Annotated in this window: 25 protein-coding genes; 9 read left to right on the forward strand and 16 right to left on the reverse strand. The window is 39.6% G+C overall.

Annotated elements, in window-relative coordinates; all coding sequences use genetic code 11:
- The first annotated feature begins 237 nt into the window (after nt 1-237).
- Entirely contained in the window at nt 238-1,005 is a 768-nt protein-coding gene (locus ASE55_RS12775; protein ID WP_056220236.1) for a phospholipase D family protein, read from the forward strand.
- A 230-nt stretch (nt 1,006-1,235) separates the two neighbouring features.
- Nucleotides 1,236-2,957 carry a S41 family peptidase gene (locus ASE55_RS12780; RefSeq protein WP_056220239.1) on the forward strand — a complete coding sequence of 574 codons (1,722 nt, stop codon included), beginning with the start codon at nt 1,236-1,238 and terminating at the stop codon, nt 2,955-2,957.
- A gap of 161 nt (nt 2,958-3,118) precedes the next feature.
- Here the strand turns inward: ASE55_RS12780 and ASE55_RS12785 are convergent, their stop codons facing one another.
- The 4 genes from ASE55_RS12785 to ASE55_RS12800 form a co-directional block, all read right to left on the reverse strand.
- On the reverse strand, nt 3,119-4,960 hold the full coding sequence (locus tag ASE55_RS12785) for a carbon starvation protein A (protein WP_185116295.1): 1,842 nt from the start codon (nt 4,958-4,960) through the stop codon (nt 3,119-3,121).
- Between the two features lie 254 nt (nt 4,961-5,214).
- Entirely contained in the window at nt 5,215-6,237 is a 1,023-nt protein-coding gene (locus tag ASE55_RS12790) for an alpha/beta hydrolase (protein WP_056220242.1), read from the reverse strand.
- Nucleotides 6,238-6,258: 21 nt separating this feature from the next.
- Entirely contained in the window at nt 6,259-6,642 is a 384-nt protein-coding gene (locus ASE55_RS12795) for a DUF3037 domain-containing protein (RefSeq protein ID WP_056220244.1), read from the reverse strand.
- A complete protein-coding gene (locus ASE55_RS12800; RefSeq protein ID WP_056220246.1) occupies nt 6,629-7,402 on the reverse strand; it encodes a HipA family kinase in 774 nt (257 codons plus the stop codon). Before ASE55_RS12800 ends, ASE55_RS12795 begins: the two co-directional genes overlap by 14 nt.
- A gap of 182 nt (nt 7,403-7,584) precedes the next feature.
- On the opposite strand from ASE55_RS12800, the gene ASE55_RS12805 reads away from it, so the two are divergent.
- The 3 genes from ASE55_RS12805 (at nt 7,585) to ASE55_RS12815 (ending at nt 9,300) form a co-directional block, all read left to right on the forward strand.
- Nucleotides 7,585-8,424 carry an alpha/beta hydrolase family protein gene (locus tag ASE55_RS12805; RefSeq protein ID WP_056220249.1) on the forward strand — a complete coding sequence of 280 codons (840 nt, stop codon included), beginning with the start codon at nt 7,585-7,587 and terminating at the stop codon, nt 8,422-8,424.
- A 98-nt stretch (nt 8,425-8,522) separates the two neighbouring features.
- On the forward strand, nt 8,523-8,729 hold the full coding sequence (locus ASE55_RS12810) for a hypothetical protein (protein ID WP_056220252.1): 207 nt from the start codon (nt 8,523-8,525) through the stop codon (nt 8,727-8,729).
- A gap of 370 nt (nt 8,730-9,099) precedes the next feature.
- A complete protein-coding gene (locus tag ASE55_RS12815; protein ID WP_056220256.1) occupies nt 9,100-9,300 on the forward strand; it encodes a hypothetical protein in 201 nt (66 codons plus the stop codon).
- A gap of 92 nt (nt 9,301-9,392) precedes the next feature.
- Here ASE55_RS12815 and ASE55_RS12820 read toward each other — a convergent pair whose 3' ends face one another.
- The 6 genes from ASE55_RS12820 to ASE55_RS12845 form a co-directional block, all read right to left on the reverse strand.
- Nucleotides 9,393-10,214 (reverse strand): flavin reductase family protein, encoded by an 822-nt coding sequence (locus ASE55_RS12820; protein ID WP_056220258.1) that lies wholly within the window; start codon nt 10,212-10,214, stop codon nt 9,393-9,395.
- A gap of 168 nt (nt 10,215-10,382) precedes the next feature.
- The gene (gene fahA / locus ASE55_RS12825; RefSeq protein ID WP_056220261.1) at nt 10,383-11,630 is read right to left on the reverse strand and encodes a fumarylacetoacetase; all 1,248 of its coding nucleotides are present in this window, start codon (nt 11,628-11,630) and stop codon (nt 10,383-10,385) included.
- A gap of 150 nt (nt 11,631-11,780) precedes the next feature.
- Entirely contained in the window at nt 11,781-12,254 is a 474-nt protein-coding gene (locus ASE55_RS12830; protein WP_056220264.1) for a hypothetical protein, read from the reverse strand.
- A 69-nt stretch (nt 12,255-12,323) separates the two neighbouring features.
- Complete coding sequence (gene hppD / locus ASE55_RS12835) at nt 12,324-13,454, reverse strand: 4-hydroxyphenylpyruvate dioxygenase (RefSeq protein ID WP_056220267.1); 1,131 nt, start codon at nt 13,452-13,454, stop codon at nt 12,324-12,326.
- 198 nt (nt 13,455-13,652) lie between these two features.
- Nucleotides 13,653-14,927, reverse strand: a complete 1,275-nt coding sequence (locus ASE55_RS12840; RefSeq protein ID WP_056220270.1) for an acetyl-CoA hydrolase/transferase family protein — start codon at nt 14,925-14,927, stop codon at nt 13,653-13,655.
- A 179-nt stretch (nt 14,928-15,106) separates the two neighbouring features.
- On the reverse strand, nt 15,107-16,294 hold the full coding sequence (locus ASE55_RS12845; protein WP_056220273.1) for a homogentisate 1,2-dioxygenase: 1,188 nt from the start codon (nt 16,292-16,294) through the stop codon (nt 15,107-15,109).
- A gap of 122 nt (nt 16,295-16,416) precedes the next feature.
- Here ASE55_RS12845 and ASE55_RS12850 point away from each other — a divergent pair, with 122 nt between their 5' ends.
- Nucleotides 16,417-18,489, forward strand: a complete 2,073-nt coding sequence (locus ASE55_RS12850; protein WP_056220276.1) for a TonB-dependent receptor plug domain-containing protein — start codon at nt 16,417-16,419, stop codon at nt 18,487-18,489.
- Nucleotides 18,486-18,953, forward strand: coding sequence for a thioredoxin family protein (locus tag ASE55_RS12855; RefSeq protein ID WP_056220279.1), 468 nt, complete (start codon nt 18,486-18,488; stop codon nt 18,951-18,953). Before ASE55_RS12850 ends, ASE55_RS12855 begins: the two co-directional genes overlap by 4 nt.
- On the opposite strand, the gene ASE55_RS12860 is transcribed toward ASE55_RS12855, so the two are convergent.
- Together ASE55_RS12860 and ASE55_RS12865 are read right to left on the reverse strand one after the other, a co-directional pair.
- Nucleotides 18,943-19,626, reverse strand: a complete 684-nt coding sequence (locus ASE55_RS12860; protein ID WP_128414567.1) for a hypothetical protein — start codon at nt 19,624-19,626, stop codon at nt 18,943-18,945. The two genes, ASE55_RS12855 and ASE55_RS12860, sit on opposite strands and share 11 nt — an antisense overlap.
- Nucleotides 19,627-19,640: 14 nt before the next feature.
- Nucleotides 19,641-20,006, reverse strand: a complete 366-nt coding sequence (locus ASE55_RS12865) for a DUF1304 domain-containing protein (protein ID WP_056220285.1) — start codon at nt 20,004-20,006, stop codon at nt 19,641-19,643.
- Between the two features lie 67 nt (nt 20,007-20,073).
- Here ASE55_RS12865 and ASE55_RS12870 point away from each other — a divergent pair, with 67 nt between their 5' ends.
- Nucleotides 20,074-20,646, forward strand: a complete 573-nt coding sequence (locus tag ASE55_RS12870) for a Crp/Fnr family transcriptional regulator (protein WP_056220288.1) — start codon at nt 20,074-20,076, stop codon at nt 20,644-20,646.
- 83 nt (nt 20,647-20,729) lie between these two features.
- Nucleotides 20,730-21,173 (forward strand): carboxymuconolactone decarboxylase family protein, encoded by a 444-nt coding sequence (locus ASE55_RS12875; protein WP_056220290.1) that lies wholly within the window; start codon nt 20,730-20,732, stop codon nt 21,171-21,173.
- 48 nt (nt 21,174-21,221) lie between these two features.
- Here the strand turns inward: ASE55_RS12875 and ASE55_RS12880 are convergent, their stop codons facing one another.
- The 4 genes from ASE55_RS12880 to ASE55_RS12895 form a co-directional block, all read right to left on the reverse strand.
- Nucleotides 21,222-21,725: a PPC domain-containing DNA-binding protein gene (locus ASE55_RS12880; RefSeq protein ID WP_056220293.1), complete on the reverse strand. Its 504-nt coding sequence runs from the start codon at nt 21,723-21,725 to the stop codon at nt 21,222-21,224.
- 84 nt (nt 21,726-21,809) lie between these two features.
- Nucleotides 21,810-22,097: a putative quinol monooxygenase gene (locus tag ASE55_RS12885; RefSeq protein ID WP_056220297.1), complete on the reverse strand. Its 288-nt coding sequence runs from the start codon at nt 22,095-22,097 to the stop codon at nt 21,810-21,812.
- Between the two features lie 3 nt (nt 22,098-22,100).
- Entirely contained in the window at nt 22,101-22,985 is an 885-nt protein-coding gene (locus tag ASE55_RS12890) for an NAD-dependent epimerase/dehydratase family protein (RefSeq protein ID WP_056220300.1), read from the reverse strand.
- Nucleotides 22,986-22,994: 9 nt separating this feature from the next.
- Nucleotides 22,995-23,609: an NAD(P)H-dependent oxidoreductase gene (locus ASE55_RS12895; RefSeq protein ID WP_056220303.1), complete on the reverse strand. Its 615-nt coding sequence runs from the start codon at nt 23,607-23,609 to the stop codon at nt 22,995-22,997.
- Between the last annotated feature and the right edge of the window lie 64 nt (nt 23,610-23,673).

A 23,673-nucleotide genomic window follows, 5' to 3' on the forward strand; every position in this document is an offset into this window, starting at 1 on the left:
TTAACCACAACACAGGTAAGCGCCCTGGTATCTCCTCAGGAAGGAATGATGGTGTATGACACCACGGCCAAGTGCCTGAAAGTTTACACCGGTACGATATGGAGTTGTTTCAGCATACCGAGCTGCCCATAATTAAAGGGTGGGTGAATAAGACTCATTTACAAAGGCTTTGCAGATTTATTTTGCAGAGTTTTTTTATTTTTATTTCTTTGGGGTGAAATAAATTAAGTTCAGACGATGGGAATGTTTTATAACAATGCAGTATGTGATATTTATATAGGGAAAAGTGCCGGTGCAAAGCTTTTGCAGGATATCAGGAATGCAAAAAGGAACGTGAAGATCGTATCGCCTTATCTTTCTCCTTCTTTAATTAAAGAACTTATTTTCCTGCATTCCAAGGGAATTGATGTGCAGCTTATTACAAGCGATGAAATAGAAGACTTTTACGGAAATGATAAGAATATCAATAAATTAATCGTTCAGAAAAGGCATGTTGATGAAAAAGCAAAGCAGTCAAGAGACGGGTTGGTCAATCTTTCAGGAACATTGCTTTTTGCGGTAATCGGGCTGGCTGTCATTTTATTTCCGTTAATTTTCCTGTTGGAAAACTGGAATTTTGCGTATGGTTTTATCGCTGTTGTGCTGCTGTTTTTTATCAGGGATTCTCTTGTGAGACAGATTAAAAATAAAAAAATCTATTACTATACCTACAAACAGCTGTTTCCTTTTAAGGTTTTCATTTCGTCCAATAATGGGAATTCTTTAAACAAAACTTTCGTTCACAGCAAAATTTATGTAATTGATGATGAAATTGCCTATCTGGGTTCCCTTAACTTCACGGGAAAAGGGATCAAAAGTAATCATGAAACAAGAATAAGAACCGCCGACCCGAATGCCGTGGGCAGAATTGTGGAAGAAGTGAATCACTTATTTTCAGAATCGAATTTAGCAGAACGGGATCTTCAGTTTTGGGGAAGCCAGCTGTATACGGAACCGATTAACTGATGAATGTAGTCCGATATTTTCCACACCATGCATTTAAGAATCCTTTTTTATTTCAGATAATCAAAACAATTTATTAAAATACCACAGAATTGAGTTTAAGAGAATCCATCTGTAACTTTTAAGCGAAAACAGATGTCTATACTGTACTATAATTAAATTTAATTACCCGGATACTGAGCTTAATATATTAATTTTTTTAGATTTACACCTTTAAACACCAACATTACAGAATGAAATACATTGTCTTTTTCTCAGTCTTTTTAACAACAGCCCTTTCTGCTCAGCTGACTAAATTTTCCGACTGCGATTTATACGAATTGGGTAAAGTCTGGGGACTGGTTAAATATTATCACCCCGCAGTTTCTCAGGGAAAAACAGACTGGGATGCTGTTTTGCTGCAGTCATTGAGAGATGGATCAAAGTCAGATACCGGTAAAATGATAAATCAGTGGCTGGTCACAGCAGATCAGAGCAAATTTGATAATCTGGATAAAAAGGATAATGATTGTGACAGCATTACCCTTCGTAATTTTGATATTTCATGGGTCAAAAAACTAAAGAAAGTCACTTCGGAAAGCAAAACACGTCTGTTAAATATGGTTGCTGAGCCGAAAAATGTAGGCTCATTCTATTCCAATCCAGTCGAAAACAGCATCCGTTTCAGCAGCAGCAATGAAAAAGTATACGATAAATTTTCAGTGGAAATTAAAATGCTGGAGCTTTTCAGGATCTGGAATGTCATTGAATATTTTTCCCCGTACAAATATCTTTTGGATCATCAGTGGGATGATGTGTTGAAAAAATACATTCCGGTATTCAGAAGCATCAAAAATGAACAGGATTACAGGTCTGCCGTAATGCGGCTTGCTGCTGAACTGCAGGATACGCATGTCGGGATAGAAAAGACATTACAGTATGATGTAGTCGGAAAACTGACCTCACCCTTTATTTTCCAGATCGTTGACGGCAAAGTGGTCATCACCGGGATTAAAGATGAGGCTAAAATGAAGAAAGCCAATCTTGAAGTCGGGGATCTTATTACAAAAATTAACGGCAGGAGCATTCTCAAAAGTATAGATGATAAATCCGGATATTTTGCCTATTCCAATGAATCGGTTAAACTGCGTGAGGCGTACAGCTATCTTTTCAGCAGTGATGAACCGACCATGGTATTGGAAGGTGTAAAACAAAACGGAAAGACCTTTAAGACAACTGTGGAAAGGAAAGGGCGCATCTTTAACAGTGAGTGGGACAAAGACGGGATTCCCAGCTATCATCTGGTTTACAATGGAAAAACCTATACGTATTTAACGTATAATGAAAAAGAAAGCCGTCTCAATCCGAGTTTTCATGTTGACGATAAAGTGTACTTTGAATTTTCTTCATTAAAGGCATCAGAGATTCCTGCATTGATGGATACCTATAAAAATGCAAAAGGAATGGTATTCGATCTTCGGGGCTATAACGATGACGGTTCATTGCTGAAGGTTTTTGATTATCTGTTGGGTAAGCCGGAGCATTTCGGAATTAAGACGCAGGCGGATTTCAGCCAGCCGGGTAAATTCTGCTTTGTGGATAATATTATTGATAAGGCGTATAAATTTGCCGGTAAGAATAACCCCGATTCTTACAAAGGACAGGTGGTTGTTCTCATTAATGAATATACGCAGAGCTCGGAAGAATTGTGGGCAATGATTTTTAAGAAAGTCCCGGGTGTTATCTTTGTCGGAAGCCAGACTGCAGGTGCAGACGGAAATAAAACCGCTATCAAACTCACAGATGGCAACAAGCTTATTTTTTCAGGATTGGGAATTTATTATCCGGACGGCGGAGAAACCCAGCGGATCGGAATCAAACCTGATGTGATCGTACGCCCGACTGTTGAAAGCATCAGAAATAATGAAGATCTTCTGTTGCTGAAGGCTTTTGAGCTGATTGATCAGAAAAAGTAATCTTAAAAATATACAGTAATTCATATTGAAAAAAGGGATTCTGAAATTTGTGTTTTGCAATACAGATTTCAGAATCCCTTTTATTTAAAATAGTAAAGACAGCTGTTATGGTTGGATGTTGGCTTGCTATTAACTGCAGGCAAAGTCATCGTTCCATGTAACTATCTTTCTACAAGTTCTTTTACAGATTCGCCATAAAAATCAATTTCAGATTTATTGATTTTCAGGAGCTGGTACCATTTTCGGAAAGCGCCGATAAAAACAATCAGCATTAGAGCCATCGCCACAACAGCCAGTGTAGCCAGCAGGTATTGTCCTTTAGGAATGTAAATAGATGTTACCTGAATATAGCCTGCCCAAAATGTAATGATTGCCATAAAAACTCCCGGAATCGCTGAGCACAGCGCATATTTCCCGCGGTTTAAACGGATCAGCATGGTGGTGCAGACAATCAGTCCGCAGGCTGCCAGAAGCTGGTTGCTGATCCCGAACAAAGGCCAGATGCTGCTTACATTTCCTGTGAAAACCAGATATCCCCAGGCAAAAGTGAAGAGAAGGCTGCTGATAATAATTCCGGGCATCCAGTTTTTATCATTGAATTTCGGAATGACAGAACCGAGCATTTCCTGTAAGAAAAACCGTCCGACTCTTGTTCCGGCATCAATTGCAGTAAGGATAAACACGGCTTCAAACATGATGGCGAAATTATACCAGTAGGCCATCAGCTGATCCATATAAGGGATTTTATTGAAAATATGAGCCATCCCTACAGCGAGAGAAACGGCACCTCCGGTTCTTCCGTGAAGATCAATCCCGATTTTCTGTGAAAAATAATCAATATCAACACTGTGTAGGGAAGGATGGGCTGCAATAAAAGCATCATAGGATTCTTTAGGCGTATTAATGGCGAAATAATCTCCCGGCATCAGTGTACACGCTGCAATTAACGCCATTAAAGCGACAAAACCTTCCACAAGCATGGCTCCGTAACCTACAAAAAGAATTTCTCTTTCTCTGTTTAGCATTTTCGGCGTTGTACCCGTTGCAATTACCGCATGGAATCCTGAAATAGCACCGCACGCAATAACAATAAATATGAATGGAAGCACCGGTCCGCCGATAACAGGCCCGCCGCCGTTTACAAACTCCGTAAGTGCAGGCATCTGTACCGTAGGGTGGATCACAATGACACCGATGGCCAGCATAATAATCGTTCCGATTTTAAGGTAGGTTGAAAGATAATCCCTGGGAACCAGAAGCAGCCATACCGGCAATACGGAAGCCAGGAATCCGTACAGTGGAATAGCTATGGAAATCGTGGTAATATCCCATGAAAAAAGATTGTTCATGGTTTCATTCTGCATTAGATTATGTCCGCCGATAATGCCTGCGATCAGAAGGACGCCTCCCAGAATACTCGCAAAAGTCACCGAATTTTTTCTGTAACGCATAATTAACCCCATGATGATGGCAATAGGCATGGTAATCAGAACCGTAAATAATGACCAGGAAGCTTCGTGCATTGCATTGATACAGGCCAGCGATAATCCTGCAAGCGTTAGAATCAGGATAAATAATATCGCAAATCCGGCTACCGTTCCTGTTGTTTTCCCGATTTCCTTTGAGGCTATCGTTGCCAGACTCTGCCCTTTATGACGCACGGAAGCAAATAAAACCACCATATCATGAACGCCGCCGCCCAACACACAGCCGATTAAAATCCATAAAGCACCGGGAAGATACCCGAACTGGGCTGCCAGAACGGGCCCTACCAATGGACCAGCTGCCGCGATTGCTGCAAAATGATGCCCGAAAAGTACATTTTTATTGGTGGCTACATAATCTTTGCCGTCTGCAAATTCCAGAGCCGGTGTGGTATTGTTATCATTAAGCTTCAGCACTTTATTGGCCATGAAAATTCCGTAGAAACGGTAGGCAATAGCAAAAATAAGCACAGAAACGAAAACAAGCGTTAATGCATTGATTTTATTTAGGAAATCCATATCATTGAAGTTTTTTATAAGAAAATAATATAATTTTTTGGTTGATTTAATTTATTATGATTAAACAATGGCCAAGATAATTAATTTTAGTATAAAAAATCAGATATGTATATTAATCTAGCAAATTTAGCGGAATTATTGTGTTTAATGAATTGAATATTAATAGTTAAGAGGATTGTATGTACTGAACAGCTATATACTGATTAATTTTAAGGTTTTATGAATTTTCGAGATGAAAAAACAAGAATCTGCACCTATTTTTTATGCAGGACAATAAAATTGACCATTTCATCTGTCAGCTGATTCAGGTACGTTTTATCAGTTGTGCCGAATCCGTGGACACCGTCTTCCACAACAACCAATGTCGTTTCAGCACCTGCTTTTTTAAGTTTCCGGTTCAGTCTTTTGGAATGGTTTAAAGGCGCTACTTTGTCTTTGTTTCCGTGGAGGATAAAGGTAGGCACTCCGTTTTCGGCATAATTGATCGGTGAAACGGTTTTTAAATAATCAACAGCCTTTCTCTTGTCCTTATTGATATCATATCCTGAAATTCCGAATACAAGTTTTTCGCGGATCTCAACAACAAGTTCAAAAATCAGCCCGACAATCGCTACCGGAACCTTGCCTAATCTTGTATGCAGAAGCCTGTTTAAATCTGTAGGCCCGAAATTACTTACCACATAATTCACTTTTCCGGAATATTGTGAAAGTTCAGGGCTTCCGATATAATCATTATCCCCGGAATAGGCAGCAAGCAACGACAGATGTGCTCCTGATGAAACCCCGAAATACCCAATGTTATTAACGTCAAAATTATATCTTTCCGCATTTTTCCTTACCCATCGCACAACATCCTTGGTATCCTCAACAGGCATCGGGAAATGAACCGTTTCACTTACCAGGGTGTAATCAATGCTGATCACAGCGTAATTTTTTCCGGTGAGCTTTAAAATGGTGCTTTCTATGTAGGTATCGGCCCTGACGGTTTTATCACCTTTTGCCCAGGCTCCGCCGTGAACATAAATCACCACCGGAAGTTTCTCTGATGCTGAATTTTTCGGACTGTAAAGGTCTAACAGGACCGGATTTCCATTTTTATTGTTCTTATAAGAAATATTTTCGTTAAACGATGTTTTTGCAGGAAGGGCGGTGCTTGGCGGAATTTTATTTTCATTAACGGGAAACTGGCAGTAGCCTAAGCTGAACAGGTTTAAGCATAAAAGAAAAAACAGGTTTATGGAAAACCTGTATACTGTATTGTGTCCGGATAATTTCATAGAATATGTATTGAGGAATTATTATTTCACTAACTCCTCAAAAAGTTTACCAAAAGTCTTTTCCAGGTCCTTTGATTTTCCCGGATGGGGCCTTGACGTCTGTACAACCGAACTTCGTACGGCCGTAAGCCAGCGGAAACGGTCAGGAATTTCCATCATGGCAATCGGGCCTCCGTCTCTGCTTCCCTCGGCTATTTTCTTAAAGCTTTCCAGGTTCTTGATGATGTCCTCATAATCCAGTTTGCTGTGCATCAGCCGGAACTTATCCGGGCAGAGGTAAAACGAGGTCTTGATGAATTTCATTTTCTTTGAAAACATCACCAGGCCTATATTGAAAAATTCTTCTCTCTCCACCTTCGGAACCAGACGGATCACGGCGTATTCGTAAATGTTATCCTCTTGCATTCTTGGCTTCGTTTAAAAAGATTTGAGAATTTTCCAGCCTTGTCTTCAGGAAATTAAAATACACTTCTCTTATTTCATCCGGGCTTTCTTCTGCATCGTTCCAGTGCAGCCAGTCCTGGGGAATTAAATTCACGATTTCCCTGAAAATGGTGTCATTCAGTACTTCATGGGCAAAGCGGTCGGCTTCATCAAGAAGTGTAGCCTGCGGAAGGAGAACGTGATCTTTTACATATTTGAACGGCGTCTTTGCTGCCGTATCGAAATGCTGCCAGGAATGATGGAAGTAAAAAGAGGCACCGTTATCAATAATCCATAATTCTTTATGCCACATCAGGAGATTGGTATTCTTGAAAGTACGGTCGATATTTGTAATAAAAGCATCCAGCCAGACAATTTTGGAAGCCAGGAGCGGGTCAACCTGAACGCTTGAATCAAAGGCGATTGCTTCAGAAAGATAATGCAGGCCTAAGTTCAGGCCTTCAGAAAATTTCAGCAGGTCCTGGATTTCCTCATCTGCCTCGGTTCTCCCGAAATCCACATCAAGGTTGGCAAAAACCAGTTCGGGAATCGGTAAGCTCAGTGCTTCGGTAATTTTACCGCCTAACAGTTCGGAGATTAACATTTTAACGCCATGGCCCGCGCCACGGAATTTCAAAACATACTTAAAATCGTCATCAGCTTCTGCCAGCGCAGGAAGCGAACCACCTTCCCGAAGCGGCAGAATGTAACGCACGACCGTTACGGTTCTTAGATCCAACATACCGCAAAAATAAGGTTTTCCTTTGTGTTTAGGCCTATTTTTAATATTTTTAGAAAGCAGAATTCTTATAAGGTATAAGATTGATTTTTTTCACAGGTATTAATAATCCTTTGCATCAGAATCCGGCTTAAAATAAATCCTTACATTAAATAAATAATCTGATCATCATTAAAAAGCAAAATATGGGACTTACAAAAAAGCAGAATATCATTATTTCCAATCCTCAAACCAGGGATTTCCTGGCCGATGCCTGTTATCCTGAAAACGGGGAACGCTTACCGCTGGTTATTTTTGTTCACGGCTATAAAGGCTATAAAGACTGGGGCGCTTGGAACCTGATGGCAGAAAAATTTGCGGAAGCCGGCTTTTTCTTTGTTAAATTCAATTTTTCACACAATGGGACAACAGTAGAAGATCCACATAATTTTGCTGACCTTGAAGCCTTTGGCAATAACAATTACTCCAAAGAACTTTCTGATTTAGGAGCTGTTATTGATTATTTTGTTCAGGATGAAAAAGTGGATAACCACAAAATAGTCCTGATAGGGCACAGCAGGGGAGGAGGGATTTCAATCATCAAAACATATGAAGATGAAAGGATCCACGGGTTGATTACCCTGGCCAGCGTTGATACTCTGGACCGGTTCCCGAAAAACGAAGCTTTTGACAACTGGAAGAAAGCAGGTGTGTATTACGTAACCAACGGAAGGACAAAACAGGATATGCCCCACTATTATCAGTTCTATGAAGATTATGAACAGCAGGAGCACCGTTTTGATGTGGAACGGGCTACTGAAATGGCAAAGGCCCATGTCCTGATTATTCACGGGACACATGATGAAACTGTAAACGTAAAGAATGCGGAGCATCTCCATATTTTACATCCCAATTCGAAGTTATTTTTAATTGAAAATGCAGATCATACTTTCGGTGCAAAGGAACCCTGGGAAAGCAGCGAACTACCGTCCGATCTTAATACAGCGACTGAGAAATGTATTGAATTTATAAGAGAAAAAATGTAAAATAAGCTGTACTTTATTGAATGTCAATGTTTTTTTGTTGAATATTTAATTTTTCATATATTAGTGACAAATATTAATACCATTAAATTAAAATTATCATGAAAAATTCAAATTTAAAAAATGCTCAGAAATTGAGCAGAGAAGCCCAAAAACACATTGCAGGAGGAGATAAAGTTTTACAATGTGTAACCGGATGTGTGAATCATTATTTAAGTGACGGAGAGGGAAGGTGTATCGTTCCGCCCTGTAATACAAATTACGGCAGCGAAGTTCAGATAGACGGACGTTGGCAGTGTTGTTTTTAACAGTATGAAATAAACAAAGGAGTGAAAATTTTCATTCCTTTTTTTTATATGGTTTTTACGGAATTTACTCCAAACTATGTTATTACATCAATTAACAAAAACTTCCCAGGCCTTGTTCAATTTTACCTGACAGTTTCTGCAGATCAAGTGATATGTTGGTTAACATTCTCAGATCGCTTTTATGAATGCACCGTTAAACTTTATTTTTTCAAGCGTTTGATCTCAATGCAGCCTCCGAAAAATGTATTGAATTTATCAGAGAGAAATTTGATTTTCAGAGTGAATAAGAGGATTTTATAAATTATATTGAATCATTTATGTAAAATTCATATATTAGTGAAAAATATAATACCTTAAAATCCAGATTATTATGAAACAATTAATCCAAGCTCAGAAATTAAGCAGGCAGGCTCAGAAAACGGTTATGGGGCAGGCTCTTCCTTCATGCCCTCCGACCGGATGTTATGTATATTCCGTAAAGGATGGCAATAACCGGTGTTTTGTTCTTCCATGTCATACGGTATACGGTACTGTCCAGCTGGTAGAAGGCAAATACCAGTGCTGTTTTTAAACACAAAAAGGAGTGAAAATTTTTCACTCCTTTTATATTATACTTCCTGATCCGTTTTTTGCGAAACCTGTTCAAAGTAACATCAGTTCAAATTATTTAATCAAAACCTTCCACGCTTCGTCAATCTTGCTTTCCAGCAATAACTGTTGTGCGTTTTTATGAACAGCTTCATCGGAATGATATTCTCCTTCAGGTAAAGTTTCCACATTGGCCAGCATTCCCAGGTCGTTTCCGGTGAATATGCGGCTGAACTTTATTTTTTCAGGCAGCAGGTCAAAGCCGATTCCTTTGGTTACCAAAGGTTTGGGTACTTCAAAAAGGTTATGTTCATTGTTTCTGGAATACCAGTTTCCGCCAAGCCGGGCAACCATATCCAGTTTTGCCTGGTCCAGATTGCCTTCGGCATTCAGGTATTCTTCGCGGATGTGGATTTTAATGATTTCACAGATGACAAGATTGCCTGCTCCTCCCTGATCGCCCAGGGATTTTATTTCAAGGACTTTACATTCAAAGTTGACAGGGCATTCTTCAATCAGTTTAGGCTTAACCAGGTCAGCATCTTTCATGGTCAAGCCTGATTTGATAAATTCATTCACGCCGTCACCATACTCTGTGGAAGCCAGCGAAATCTGCTGTACAATCGGGAAATTTACCGTCCCGATCACTACTTCAGGAACTTCCAGTACATTTTCCAGAGTATGTTTCGTCGTATTGTCACGCACCCTTCTGGACGGTGAAAAGATCAGGACCGGCGGAACCGTACTGAACATATTGAAAAAACTGAACGGTGATAAATTACTGTTTCCTTCTGTATCCACTGTTGATGCCAGCGCAATTGGGCGTGGTGAAACGGCGGTCTGGATGATGGTTTGCAGCTGTACGGAAGTTATTTCTGATGGGATTACTGTCTTCATATATTATTTTAACACTTAAGTTTTTTTAAGTATTCAGAACAAAGATGCCCCGACTTTACCCAACTGACCGTTATAATACTGTACGGATTAATTCCGATAGTAAAATATAACAATATCATGCTGAATATAGCCGGAGCATTTAAATAAGTTTATTTAAAAGTATTAAAATTATCTGGTCGGAATGATTTTTCCGGAAACTTCACCGAAGCCCACTCGTACCCCTTCTTTTTCAGCCCAGGCCTTCATGGTTACGGTATCATTGTCATTAATGAACTTTCTTTCCTCACCGTTATTTAAGGTGATCGGGTTCTGACCTCTCCACGTCAGTTCAAGCATGGAACCGAAAGATTTCGGGTCATTCCCTGAAATGGTTCCGCTAGCATACATGTCGCCAACTTCCACATTGCATCCGTTTACCGTATGATGAGCCAGCTGCTGGGCCATGTTCCAGTACATGTGTTTGTAGTTGCTTTCAGAAATCAGGTTGTGCTCACCGTTTTCCGGCTGCAGGTATACTTCAAGATTGATATCGTAATTTTTATCGCCTTCAAATTTCAGGTACTCCAATACTTCCGGATCCTGTGTCGGTGAAGCAGTCCTGAACGGCTCCAAAGCTTCCAGTGTAACAACCCACGGAGAAACGGATGAACCGAAATTTTTCGCCAGAAATGGTCCTAACGGAACATATTCCCACGACTGGATGTCTCTTGCAGACCAGTCATTGAATACCACCATTCCGAAAATTGCATTTTCAGCCTCCTGTGTTGAAATGCTTTCTCCCATCTCCGTATTCTGGTTGATGATGAAAGCCATTTCCAGTTCAAAATCCAGCTGGTTACAAGGTCCGAAAACCGGCTGATCTGCATCGGCAGGCTTCATCTGTCCTTTAGGACGGTTGATTTCCGTACCTGACACCACAATGGAAGATGCTCTTCCGTGATATCCTACCGGCAGGTGTTTCCAGTTCGGCAGCAGAGCATTGGCAGGATCCCTGAACATTTTTCCTACGTTGGTAGCGTGTTCGATGCTGCTGTAAAAATCCGTATAGTTCGGAATATGAACCGGCATCATCATTTTAACCTGGTCCAGCTCATAAAAAGCGGCTTCAATCGTTTTCTGATCTTTAGACAGTGTGGAGCCTTCCAGCAGTAATTCCTGGATTTTTAAACGCACTGCATTGGTTATGGGTTTTCCGAGTTCAATAAATTCATTCAGGGTATAGGCTTCAAAAACATTGTCTTCAAGGCCTTCGATCTCGTCAAAATAACTCAGGTCATGCAGGGTGGCAAGATCAACGATCTGATCGCCTATTCTGGTACAGCATGCAATGTACTCTTTATTAAAAACCGCTACTCCGAACGGAATATTGTGGATAGAAAAATCCGAATCTGAGGTATACTCTACAAATGATTTCATATTTTATAATTTAGGTTGGATTTATGTATCCGTTATACTTTGTCTGTAATATTCTTAAGCATTTATAATGTGAAAATGCCTTTTGCTGATGCTTCAGCAGAGACCCGGAGGTAATATCTATGATCATCAACTCCGATAACGGTCAGCTGTTTATTTTTTAAATTTCGCTTTAGAGAAAGATGATTCATCAATCCATCGGTCTTTTGTATTGATGTCGATAAGGTAAAGGATATTGTCCTGACTGGTTAACAGCAAAGTTTTGGTCACGGGAATCGGGACTTTTTTATTCTCAAGCATATCTGCTCTCAGGGAAATGATATTTTTTCTGTTCCGTATAATATCGCCTGAAAAAACATTGGAACTGCTTTCCCCTGTGGCTTTATCATCAAAGACTTCTACGTAAGTGGCTTTATTTCCTTTGATAACAATGAAGTCTCTCTCCGTGTGATCCGCTTCATCTTTGATAAAAACAAATTTTTTATTATCAATATTTACGGATTCCAGGTGCTGATTGACTCCTTTCCTTTCTTCAAGCCTGGTAAGAATGTCATTTAATGAACCGTACTGTGCTTTTACACCGGATATTGTTCCGACAAATAAAATTCCGATGAATAATTTTCTCATATAAATGTGCTTATAAAAAAGTTTTGTCAAGACTTTTCATCCTGACAAAACCTGATATTGTTGTTAAAATTAAAGATTTCCTCTTTTTTCCTGCTCTCTTTCCAGTGCTTCAAACAATGCTTTGAAGTTACCTGCACCGAAACTCTGTGCCCCGTGTCTCTCAATAATTTCAAAGAACAGGGTAGGGCGGTCTTCTACAGGCTTGGTAAAGATCTGTAACAAATATCCTTCCTCATCATGGTCAATTAAGATACCAAGATCCTGAAGTCTTTTAAGATCTTCGTCAATATGGCCTACTCTTTCCGGAACCATGTCATAATAAGCTTCAGGAGGGGCAGAAAGGAATTCCACGCCACGTTTTTTAAGCTCCGTTACCGTGTGGATAATGTCTTTTGTTGCTACGGCAATATGCTGTACACCTTCCCCTTCGTAGAAATCAAGATATTCTTCTACCTGAGATTTCTTTTTGCCTTCTGCAGGTTCATTGATCGGGAATTTGGCAAATCCGTTTCCGTTAGACATTACTTTAGACATCAAAGCAGAATATTCTGTGTTGATCTGTTTGTCATCAAAAGAAAGGATGTTTACAAACCCCATTACTTTTTCATACCATTCTACGGTAGGTACCATTCTGTCCCAGTCTACATTTCCCACACAGTGGTCAACATACAGTAAACCTGCTTCTTCAGGCTTGTACGCGCTTTCCCATTTCTCATATCCGGGCATAAACGGTCCGCTGTAATTTTTTCTTTCCACAAACATGTGAACAGTTTCCCCGTAGGTATAAATTCCGGACATTCTTACTTCCCCGTTTTCGTCATTCAGCGTTACCGGCTCCATGTACGGTTTCCCGCCTCTTTTTGTCGTTTCTTCAAAAGCTTTGTAAGCGTCATCTACCCACAATGCCAAAACTTTCACTCCGTCACCGTGTTTTTTTACATGCTCACTGATCAGCGAGTCAGACTTTAATCCTGTGGTAAGGACCAATCTGATTTTCCCCTGCTGGAGAACATAAGAAGCACGGTCTCTGACACCGGTTTCAGGTCCGGCATAGGCTACCGACTGAAATCCGAAAGCCGTTTTATAATAATGAGCTGCCTGCTTGGCATTCCCTACATAAAACTCAATATAATCGGTACCGTTAATCGGCAAAAAATTCTCTGCCTGGGCAATTTTTTCGGCAAATGTAAGTGTTGACATATTTCTATTTTTACTTTTATATTATTAGGTATGCAAATTACGAATTTCTTACTAATACGAAAAATATTAACAAACAATCGTCAGGTAAGTTTAATGATGGGCTTATAAAATTTCAGATTTAAAAATGTTAATCCACAGAAGCTGCCTGCCTGATGTTTCTTTTCATTAAAAAAACCGTATCTGTATCCTCAAAAATACCTAATGGCTGAACCGTTCATACGCTGCTTTTTCCAGCATTTCCCTGTCATCCGGATGGGCAATGCTGATGAGTTCCTGGGCTCTCTGCTTAAGGTTTTTCCCGTACAGGTAGGCTGTTCCGTATTCGGTAACCACCCAGTGGATATGGCCTCGCGTGGTAACTACGCCCGCACCAGGTTTCAGGTAAGGAACAATACGGGAAACCCCTCTTTTTGTTCTTGAAGTAATGGCGATGATCGGTTTCCCGTCTTCGCTCAATGCGGCACCTCTCATAAAATCCATCTGCCCGCCGATTCCGCTGTACTGCATGGTCCCGATAGAATCTGCACAGACCTGCCCGGTCAGGTCAATCTCAATGGCAGAATTGATGGCTACCATTTTCTTATTTCTCATGATGTTGATCGGGAAATTTACATTGCTCACATCATTGAAGGCAAATACCGTATTGTCATCTACATAATCATATAACCTTCTGGTTCCGAAGCAGAAGCTGGTAATGGTTTTGTTGTCGTTATAGCCTTTGTATTTATTGTTGATGACATCATTCTGGATCAGGTCAATCACTCCGTCACTCAGCATTTCCGTATGAACACCGAGATCCTTATGGTTGCCCAGACATTTTAAAACCGCATCGGGAATGGTCCCGATTCCCATCTGAAGCGTAGACCGGTCTTCAACCAGTTCTGCAACATTTTTTCCGACTTCCATTTCTTCAGGTCCCACTTTTGATCCGTAGTCTACGGTCGGGAGCTCTTCTTCATGCCACACCAGTTTGGTAATCTTGCTGATATGGATCATTCCGTCACCATGTGTTCTCGGCATCAGCGGATTAACAATGGCAACGATAATTTTTGCACTGTCCACTGCGGCTCTTGCTACGTCTACAGAGGTTCCTAATGTGCAGAATCCATGTTTATCCGGTGGTGAAACGGTAACCAGCGCTACATCAAGAGGCAGTATGTTTTTCCTGAACAGAATCGGGATTTCACTTAAAAATACCGGAACGAAATCACCTCTGTCCGAATTTACGGCATCACGCACCGGAGCAGAAACGAACAGTGAGTTTACGAAAAATTTATCTTTATATTCCGGCTTGGCAATTTCTACATTTCCCTGCTGGGTAATGGAAACCATTTCTACGTTATCCAGCCGGTGGGCCTGTCTGGCCATTTCGTCAATCAGGTAATTCGGGGTACAGGCACTTCCGTGAAAAAATACACGGTTTCCGCTTTTAATGGTATAGATGGCTTCTTCTGCGCTGATGTATTGATCCATAATAAAATTTTAGTACTTATTATTTTACGATTTTCTTCACTTAAAGATAGTTCATATTGCCTTGACGCATCGAATATTTTTAAAAACATTTGTCATGTTTCAATGATTTTTAAAAGAGAAAGGGCCAAATATTTCTATTCAGCCCTTCATATTATAATGTATTGTTTTCACGATAACATTTATTCCTGAGAACGGTCTTCCAAATTATGATCTTCACTTTCCAGCCACGAAGTTTTATAGGAAGGATCTTCCACTTTCAGTGCTTCTTCCGTGATTTGTAAAGGGCGGAACGGATCTACCATGACAGCATATTCCTCTGTGAATTTCTTGCCGATGCTTCTTTCCATCGCTCCGGGGTGAGGCCCGTGAACAATGCCTCCCGGGTGAAGGGTGAAATCCATTAAATCGATGTGGTTACGGCTCATAAAGTCACCTTCTGTGTAGAATAGAACCTCATCAGAATCGATATTGGAATGGTTGTAAGGCGCAGGAATGGCCATCGGATGGTAATCATACATTCTTGCGCAGAAGGAACACACCACAAAATTATGTGCCTCAAAAGTCTGGTGAACCGGTGGCGGCTGGTGAATTTTGCCGGTGATCGGCTCGAAATTTTTGATATTGAATTTATAAGGATAAAAATACCCGTCCCAGCCCACAACATCAAAAGGATGTGTTGCGTAGATGAAATCCGTAATCTGGTTTTCCTTTTTTACTTTGATTAAAAATTCTCCTTTTTCGTCTTTTGGCGCTTTGAAAGTCGGAGCAATGATGTCTCTTTCGCAGAACGGGGAATGTTCCAGCAATTGTCCGAATTCATTTCTGTACCTCTTCGGCGTATAAATCGGGGAGTGACTCTCCACTACAAAGAAAACGGTGTCATCAGCATTCAGTTCAACCTGGTAAATGGTTCCTCTCGGAATAATAAGATAGTCCCCAACTGAAAATTCTAAATCCCCAACAAAAGTTTTCAGAATCCCGCTTCCGTTATGAACATACAGAAGCTCGTCACATTCTGCATTTTTATAGAAATAATCCATCGACTTTCTGGGTTTTGACAATCCCATCTTCAGGTCGTTATTGACCATCAGGAACTTCCGGCTGTCCATAAAATCATCCTCAGGAGTCACATTCATCCCTTTAAACATTCTCGGGGTTACGTTTTTGGCAACCGCAATTTTCGGTGTCACATCTTTTGCCTCACCGATAGATTTGATCTGGGTAGGGCGGTGTGTATGGTACAGCAGAGAAGAAATTCCGTGGAATCCTTCCGTTCCGAAAAGCTGTTCGTAATAGAATTTATCTTCCGGAGATTTGAAAACCGTATGCCTTTTCTGTGGGATATTTCCCGACTGATGATATCTCATTTTACTTTTATATGTCGTTTCTCAAATGTAATAAATTTTCACGAATTGATTTTAACAACATCAATTTAGAGGTTTTGTTATTCTAAAATTATTTGTTAGCTTTGTCTAACATTTTAAATTTTATGAGGCGAATATTATTTTCTTCACTTTTGTTGTCTTCATTTTGTTACGCTCAGGAAACGGACAGTTTAGAGATGAATCAGTCTGAAAAGCCTGATTCCGTAAATGTTCCGGTCAAAAAGCAAATCAAAACCAAAAATATTGATAATGTAGTGATTACGGGAACCTTAAAGCCGATGAGCAAATCCAAGAGCCCTGTGAATGTGGAGATTTATACCCAGAAATTTTTCCAGAAAAACCCGACGCCCAATATTTTTGAAGCCATTGCGATGGTCAACGGCGTAAAGCCCCAGCTCAACTGTTCCGTCTGCAATACCGGAGATATTCACATCAACGGGCTGGAAGGGCCTTATACGATGATTCTCATTGACGGAATGCCTATTGTGAGTTCACTTTCCACTGTCTATGGGTTAAGCGGGATTCCGAATAGCCTGATTGACAGGATTGAAGTGGTAAAAGGTCCGGCTTCCTCTATTTATGGTTCTGAAGCGATGGGCGGAGTCATTAACATCATCACCAAAAATGCACTGACTGCCCCGAAACTGAGTGTTGATGTGATGACAACTACGTGGAATGAAAATAATATAGACCTTTCAACAAAATTTAATGTAGGGAAAAATGCCGCTTCGTTATTAAGCCTGAATTATTTCAGTTTTAATGAAAAGACAGATCAGAACAAAGATAATTTTACAGATGCAGCCCTGCAGAACAGGATTTCCGTTTTTAATAAATGGAATTTTAAAAGAAAAGAAAACCGGCAGGCGAGTTTTGCCTTGCGCTATTTATATGAAGACCGTTTTGGCGGGGAAATGCAGTGGAACAAATCTTACCGGGGCGGCTCAGATGTTTACGGGGAAAGTGTTTATACCAGCAGGGTAGAAGCTTTCGGGATGTATCAGTGGCCGGTGAAAGAAAATATGATTACCCAGTTTTCATATAATTTCCATGACCAGAACTCTTTTTACGGAACCAATCCTTTTATGGCAACACAAAAAGTGGGGTTTCTTCAAACCTATTGGGATAAAAAGCTGGGAAATCACGATGTTATTGTAGGCGGAACTTTAAAAAAAACATTCTATGACGACAATACACCCGGAACATCATCGGCAGACGGCTTGACAAATGATCCGATGAGGTCACCTATTTTCGGTGTATTTATCCAGGACCAATGGGAAATAAACGAAAAGAATACATTGCTGTTAGGGTACAGGTTTGATTATGATAAAATCCATCATTCGGTACATTCGCCGCGTTTTGCATGGAAGTTTTCACCGAATCCTTATCATACTTTACGGTTCAATTTTGGCACGGGTTTCCGGGTCGTGAATTTATTTACGGAAGACCATGCCGCCTTAACGGGCTCGCGTGATGTTGTGATCAGAGCAGATTTAAAACCTGAGAGATCTGTCAACGGAAATCTGAATTATATCTGGAAGATTCCGGTTGGTGAAAGAATGATTACTCTGGATGCGTCTGCATTTTATACGTATTTCAGCAATAAAATTGTCGGGGATTTTGATACGGAACCGGATAAAATTATTTATGACAACCTGCAGGGATACGGAATTTCAAGAGGGGTTTCTTTAAATGTCGATTATAATTTCAGTTTTCCGTTAAGCATTAATCTGGGTGTGACCTATCTGGATGTATACCAGAAATTTGACGGTGAGGAAGGAAAAGTTCAGCAGCTCCACGCACCGAAATGGAGCGGGACGTACAGTCTGACCTATAAATTTCTCAATAACCTGACGGTTGATTTTACCGGACAGTTTTACGGACCGATGCGCCTGCCGGTTTTACCGAATGATTACCGCCCGGAATATTCTCCGTTTTATAACCTGTCCAATATTCAGGTCTCAAAAAGTTTCAGATCCGGGTTTGAAGTCTATGGCGGAATTAAAAATATTTTTAATTTCACTCCCAATGATCCGTTGATGCGGCCTTTTGACCCGTTTGATAAAAATGTGAATGATCCTGTGACTAATCCCAATCATTATACTTTCGATACCACTTACGGTTATGCTCCGATGCAGGGGATCAGAGGTTTTCTTGGGGTGAAATATACTTTTAAATGAAAAAAACAACACTCTTTTTAATATTGTTTTTAATGCCCTGTCTTATTTTTTCACAGATAAAGACAGTCGCTTTTTCAGATCTGGACAGTTTACAGAAAGAAAATCCGAAACCGGTCATTATTCATCTGTACACGGATTGGTGTTCAGTGTGTAAGATCGAATCTTTTCAATTAAAAAAGGATAAGGATCTGATTAACATGATCAACGAAAAATTTTACTTTATCAATTTTGAACCTGAAAAAACAAAAGAAAAAATCAGTTTTCGGGGGAAAGTGTTTAATTATTTACCCAATGGAACTTCAGGAATCCATGAGCTGGCTTTGGCTTTATCAAAAAATAAAAACCAACCTGTTTACCCATTATGGATTATTTTGGATAAGGACCAGAATTTAATTGAGTATCATGAAGGGCTGTTTAAATCTGAAGAAATGAAGAAGAAGTTGAGGATGATTGTTAAACTTTAGTTTTTAACAAAAAGCTCAATTCATTTAATAAATCTGCAATGTAAGTAAGATCTTCTTGTTCAAAATCTATTTCATTATCTGCTTTTTTTCTTAACTCAGCTACTTCATGTTTAATAAATCCCATTTGAGTTTCTATTGGAATTTTATCCTCTTGTTTTTGAGTTATTCTCCAATTCTCAATTGGTATTTTATTAAATGTTCCACGATCAGTAAAAGTTATTTCTGAGTCAGAAAATTGATTTTCAAACTGATAAATAATTTTATTAAAAATGTTTTTAAGATCAGAAACGTTGATTGAATTTCGACTTTGAATTACATATTGTTTTCTTGCGTTAAAAAAATCATTATTTTCAAAATAGTAATTAAGCAAAAAAATTACCACATCATCTTCTGATTCAAAATCTACACAAAAATCTCCGGGACCCGGACCGGGTGTCCAATCCCAACAAATTACAGAAATTTTATTATTACTTTTTTCAAGTTTTATTACTGGGCAATCTGTGAAGATCTCATCATCATCATTCCAAATTATAGGAATATTGGAGTGGTTATTTTCTGGTAAAGAGTTTCCCGGAATACCTTTAGGTTTTATTACAGTCAGTCTGTTTTCATTATTTCCTGATGCTAATAAACCTTTTGATTTTAATAATTCTCGATTTTGAATACTTAACATAATAATTGAAATTATCATTTCAACAAAACTGCAACAATTCCCAAAATAGCAGGTAAAGCCTGCACGAAAAATATTTTCTTTGTTGCAGAAACGGCACCGTAAATTCCGGCTATGGCAACACATGAGAGAAAAAATAAGGCAACATTCGTCTGCCATTTCGGATCTTCAATCAAGAAAGACCAGATTAATCCTGCGGCGAGAAAACCGTTGTATAATCCCTGATTGGCCGCTAACCCTTTGGTAGGTTTAAACATTTCTGCTGGTAAAGCTGCTTTGAAGACTTCTTTGCCTTTGGTTTCCCAAGCAAACATTTCCATCCAGAGAATGTAAAGGTGTTCGATGGCTACGATGACGATTAAAATTTTTGCTAAGATTTCCATGATTTACTGTTTTTGTCATCGTAAAACTAAAAAAATAAAGTTAAGTTTGGGTACACAATTAAAGAAAATGGAAACTTTCAAGACGCATTTAGATAAATTCATTACCATCAGCGATGAAGAATTTGCTTCTGTTCTTTCGTTTTTTAAGGTTTCGGAAGTAAAGAAAAAGCAGGATCTTATTTTGAGCGGCGAAATTTGCAGGTCCATATATTTTGTACAGAAAGGATGCCTCAGAAAATTTTTCATCAATGAAAAGGGAGTGGAGCAGACCACCGAATTTGCTATCGAAAACTGGTGGATGACGGATACTTTCGCTTATGAAAGACAGGGAAAATCCAGCTTTACGATTCAGGCGGTTGAGCCATCTGTCGTTTTAATGATTGATCTTCAGGCTCAGGAAGAATTACTGAAAAAACATCCGGTGATGGAACGGTATTTCAGGATGGTCTATCAGAGAGCGTATGCCGCTGCAGAACGGAGAATCCGGTATCTGTATGAAATGAGCCGGGAAGAACTGTATATCCATTTCAGTACGCAGTATCCCTGGTTTATTCAGAGGATTCCGCAGTATTTAATTGCCTCTTTTTTAGGTTTTACGCCGGAATATTTAAGTGAGATCCGGGCAAAATTACGTTCTTAAACCAGTTTAAGATTTTTAAAACTCATATATCTGAACTTTGTCATGTGTTAAAAACAACAGGTTAAACCACTAACAAAAACAGTATGAGTACACGGATCAAAATTTCAAATGCCAATTCAGAATCTTACAAAGCCATGATGAATCTGGAAATGACTTTACAGACAACTTTATTAACCAATATTCAGAAAGAATTGATAAAAATACGCGCTTCACAGATCAACCAATGCGCGTTCTGCCTGGATATGCATACGAAAGATGCTTTGAAATACGGCGAAACACCACAAAGAATCTTCCTTTTAAATGCATGGAGGGAAACGAGCCTGTTTACCGAAGAGGAAAAAGTAATGCTGGCGATGACTGAAGAAATCACGTTGATCAGCCGAAAAGGACTTACGGATGAAACTTACGAAAAAGCCACTCAGCTTTTTGATGAAGAGCAGATAAAAAGCATCATTATGGCGGTAGTTACCATCAATATGTGGAACAGGATTGCCGTCAGTACGCATTTGGAAGTTCCTGAACATTAGAATTTCATTCAAAAAAAATAGCTTTTCGTAATGAAAAGCTATTTTTAATTATTGCCGGCAGTTCAACTGTAGAACGTTTGCATTTAAAGGCTGCTCAACTTTCCGTTCTAATTTCTGATCATTGAGTGTAATATAAATTTCCATAGAACCGGTTCCGACGTGAAGCGATAAAATATGACCGCCATATGCATTGAATTTTTCATCCGTTGCCACGCCGTGAAGATGAATAGACGGGCCTTTTTCATTCCATGCAATTGAACCTGTCAGGCTTCCCATTTCTACTTTATTAAAAGTTTTTGGCTTAAATTTTTTCGCATCAAAATCATAAAACCCGAAAGTGACGTCGTTGGCAAACCCGATTCCCGTAAAACCTGCTGACGGAATATTTTCTGTTTTCGCCAGATTTTCAATCTTTGCAAGTACATCATCGCCTTGCCGGAGCACCATCAGATATCCTGTCGGTGTTTTTATGTAACGGCAGTTTTCTTTTTGCTGTGCTGAAAAATTATTCAGGAGAAAAAAGGTGAATAATAAAGTCGAAAGTAATTTCATGAGTTCAGAATTTAAATAAAGAATGAAAAATCTGCACCAATGTCTGAAGTTGGTTTTCAGCTTCCCTGCCTTTATGATTTGAGGTTAAATTAGGTTGGTTATGTAAATCTGAGGTTTTTCCTGCAACTTTTCATCAATTAATTTTCCGAAAGCCTGAATGTAGGGTTGTTGATTATGTTCAGCCAGGCCTTCTTCACTGTTCCAGATTTCGTAGAAAACGAAATGGTTTTTATCTTCAATTCCCTGATGAAGCGTATACAATTCGTTGGCTTCCTCTTTTTGGGTTTCTTTTACCATATTCTGCAGAACTTTCAGCACTTCGGTTCTGTGTTCTTCTTTGGCTTTTATAATCGCGGTAAGGTAAATTTTCATCAGTTAAATATAATGTTCAATAGAATGATGTTTTGGTTTCCAGCCCAATTCTGTTCTGGCTTTATCGGAACTGCATAAGCTGTTGGAGGCAAACCCGAAATATCCGCCGGCGGGCCCGAATGTATTAACAGCCTCCTGGATTGTCACGGATTGTGCAGGCTGCAGCTGATAACGTTCACTTATCCTTTCTGCCAGGTTTTTGATATTCGAGGAACCGTTTTCCGCATAATACAGTGAACCTGCCTTTGCGTTTTCCAGGGCAAGGATGTATAGATCCGCCAGGTCTTCAATATGAACGTTTGACCAGATGTTTTCCCCTTTCCCGAAATAAGCACCAAATCCTTTTTCTTTGGAAAAACTGATTAAAGCGGGAAGCTGGATGCTGTCTTTCTTAATTCCCAGCCCTTTTCCATAAACCATCGTGGGAACAATAACAATGCTTCTTATGTCTTGCGCGGCAGACTGAAGGATGTGCTGATTGATCAGTACCCTGGAAGCCATTTCCAGTCTTGGCTGCAGAGGAATGTCCTCTGTAAATACATAATCATTTTTCTCTCCATTCTCTTTCCCTCCAAAAATCGCTGACCCGGAAGTAAAAATAAATGTCTTTCCGCTTCCTTTCAGTATACTGACAATACTGTCTGCGGCATAGGCATCATCTGCAGAATCTGCATTATGGATAACAGCATCTGCTCCTGAAATGGCAGATTGTAAAACAGCTTCATCATGAATGCTTCCTACAATGGTTTCAATGCCTGCCGCTTCCAGTTCTTTCGCATGCGTTTCATTTCGGATCAATCCCGTTACTTTATAATTTTTATCCAGTAATTTCCTGGCGATGGTGCCGCCGATGTATCCGGTAATCCCGGTAATTAATATATTTTTCATCTGATTAAGTTATGCAAGTTGCGGTTTTAATTCTTTTTCGAAGACGGCTGTCAGGTGATTCCTGTAAGCATTCATATCTCGCTCTATATCTGCGTTTTTTTCTACATCATGGAAATGGAAACTTTCCATTTTCTCTAAAGAAACAAAAGCGTTCATCCTGTGGAACCCAAATAATGGCCCGTTGTCTACACTCGTTTCATTGAAAAATTCTCCGGGTAACGTGAAAGCGGTTTCCGGGGCATTCCAGCTTGTGGTGACCATGTATTTTCTTCCGCCCAGCATTCCGCCGGTCCCGTAATTGATTTCCGGATTGTCGGAAGTCCTGCCGTCACTCATATAAATTCCTCTGGCATGGCCAGCCGTAAAAACTTCATCAATATATTTCTTAAAACCGTTAGGCAGCTGAAACCACCAGATCGGGGTATGGTAAATGATATAATCTGCCCAGACGAATTTTTTTACTTCTTCATTCTTATCATAACCCTCACTTACATTCGTGATTTTAACTTCTGTATTTTCAAGGTTTTTTAAAATATTCATGGTATTCTCTGCAATGGTCTGGTTATATTTTCCTCCGGAATGCCCGAAGTTCTGTCCGCCGTTGATGATCAGTATTTTTTTCATGACTGTTGATTGTTTAAATTCTACTCAGCAAAGTTATGTCTGATTATGCTATAATAAAAATAAT

This window comes from Chryseobacterium sp. Leaf201 (assembly GCF_001421435.1).
Taxonomy (GTDB): Bacteria; Bacteroidota; Bacteroidia; order Flavobacteriales; family Weeksellaceae; genus Chryseobacterium.

What these genes read in the sequence shown, in the direction of transcription:
- ASE55_RS12890 (WP_056220300.1), bottom strand. Translation starts at nt 22,985, where the DNA reads ATGAAAAATATATTAATTACCGGGATTACCGGATACATCGGCGGCACC.
- ASE55_RS12850 (WP_056220276.1), top strand. Translation starts at nt 16,417, where the DNA reads ATGAGGCGAATATTATTTTCTTCACTTTTGTTGTCTTCATTTTGTTAC.
- ASE55_RS12810 (WP_056220252.1), top strand. Translation starts at nt 8,523, where the DNA reads ATGAAAAATTCAAATTTAAAAAATGCTCAGAAATTGAGCAGAGAAGCC.
- ASE55_RS12830 (WP_056220264.1), bottom strand. Translation starts at nt 12,254, where the DNA reads ATGAGAAAATTATTCATCGGAATTTTATTTGTCGGAACAATATCCGGT.
- ASE55_RS12775 (WP_056220236.1), top strand. Translation starts at nt 238, where the DNA reads ATGGGAATGTTTTATAACAATGCAGTATGTGATATTTATATAGGGAAA.
- ASE55_RS12895 (WP_056220303.1), bottom strand. Translation starts at nt 23,609, where the DNA reads ATGAAAAAAATACTGATCATCAACGGCGGACAGAACTTCGGGCATTCC.
- ASE55_RS12885 (WP_056220297.1), bottom strand. Translation starts at nt 22,097, where the DNA reads ATGAAAATTTACCTTACCGCGATTATAAAAGCCAAAGAAGAACACAGA.
- ASE55_RS12795 (WP_056220244.1), bottom strand. Translation starts at nt 6,642, where the DNA reads ATGCAAGAGGATAACATTTACGAATACGCCGTGATCCGTCTGGTTCCG.
- ASE55_RS12815 (WP_056220256.1), top strand. Translation starts at nt 9,100, where the DNA reads ATGAAACAATTAATCCAAGCTCAGAAATTAAGCAGGCAGGCTCAGAAA.
- ASE55_RS12805 (WP_056220249.1), top strand. Translation starts at nt 7,585, where the DNA reads ATGGGACTTACAAAAAAGCAGAATATCATTATTTCCAATCCTCAAACC.
- ASE55_RS12845 (WP_056220273.1), bottom strand. Translation starts at nt 16,294, where the DNA reads ATGAGATATCATCAGTCGGGAAATATCCCACAGAAAAGGCATACGGTT.
- fahA (WP_056220261.1), bottom strand. Translation starts at nt 11,630, where the DNA reads ATGAAATCATTTGTAGAGTATACCTCAGATTCGGATTTTTCTATCCAC.
- ASE55_RS12785 (WP_185116295.1), bottom strand. Translation starts at nt 4,960, where the DNA reads ATGGATTTCCTAAATAAAATCAATGCATTAACGCTTGTTTTCGTTTCT.
- ASE55_RS12840 (WP_056220270.1), bottom strand. Translation starts at nt 14,927, where the DNA reads ATGGATCAATACATCAGCGCAGAAGAAGCCATCTATACCATTAAAAGC.
- ASE55_RS12880 (WP_056220293.1), bottom strand. Translation starts at nt 21,725, where the DNA reads ATGAAATTACTTTCGACTTTATTATTCACCTTTTTTCTCCTGAATAAT.
- hppD (WP_056220267.1), bottom strand. Translation starts at nt 13,454, where the DNA reads ATGTCAACACTTACATTTGCCGAAAAAATTGCCCAGGCAGAGAATTTT.
- ASE55_RS12875 (WP_056220290.1), top strand. Translation starts at nt 20,730, where the DNA reads ATGAGTACACGGATCAAAATTTCAAATGCCAATTCAGAATCTTACAAA.
- ASE55_RS12855 (WP_056220279.1), top strand. Translation starts at nt 18,486, where the DNA reads ATGAAAAAAACAACACTCTTTTTAATATTGTTTTTAATGCCCTGTCTT.
- ASE55_RS12860 (WP_128414567.1), bottom strand. Translation starts at nt 19,626, where the DNA reads ATGTTAAGTATTCAAAATCGAGAATTATTAAAATCAAAAGGTTTATTA.
- ASE55_RS12790 (WP_056220242.1), bottom strand. Translation starts at nt 6,237, where the DNA reads ATGAAATTATCCGGACACAATACAGTATACAGGTTTTCCATAAACCTG.
- ASE55_RS12865 (WP_056220285.1), bottom strand. Translation starts at nt 20,006, where the DNA reads ATGGAAATCTTAGCAAAAATTTTAATCGTCATCGTAGCCATCGAACAC.
- ASE55_RS12820 (WP_056220258.1), bottom strand. Translation starts at nt 10,214, where the DNA reads ATGAAGACAGTAATCCCATCAGAAATAACTTCCGTACAGCTGCAAACC.
- ASE55_RS12780 (WP_056220239.1), top strand. Translation starts at nt 1,236, where the DNA reads ATGAAATACATTGTCTTTTTCTCAGTCTTTTTAACAACAGCCCTTTCT.
- ASE55_RS12870 (WP_056220288.1), top strand. Translation starts at nt 20,074, where the DNA reads ATGGAAACTTTCAAGACGCATTTAGATAAATTCATTACCATCAGCGAT.
- ASE55_RS12800 (WP_056220246.1), bottom strand. Translation starts at nt 7,402, where the DNA reads ATGTTGGATCTAAGAACCGTAACGGTCGTGCGTTACATTCTGCCGCTT.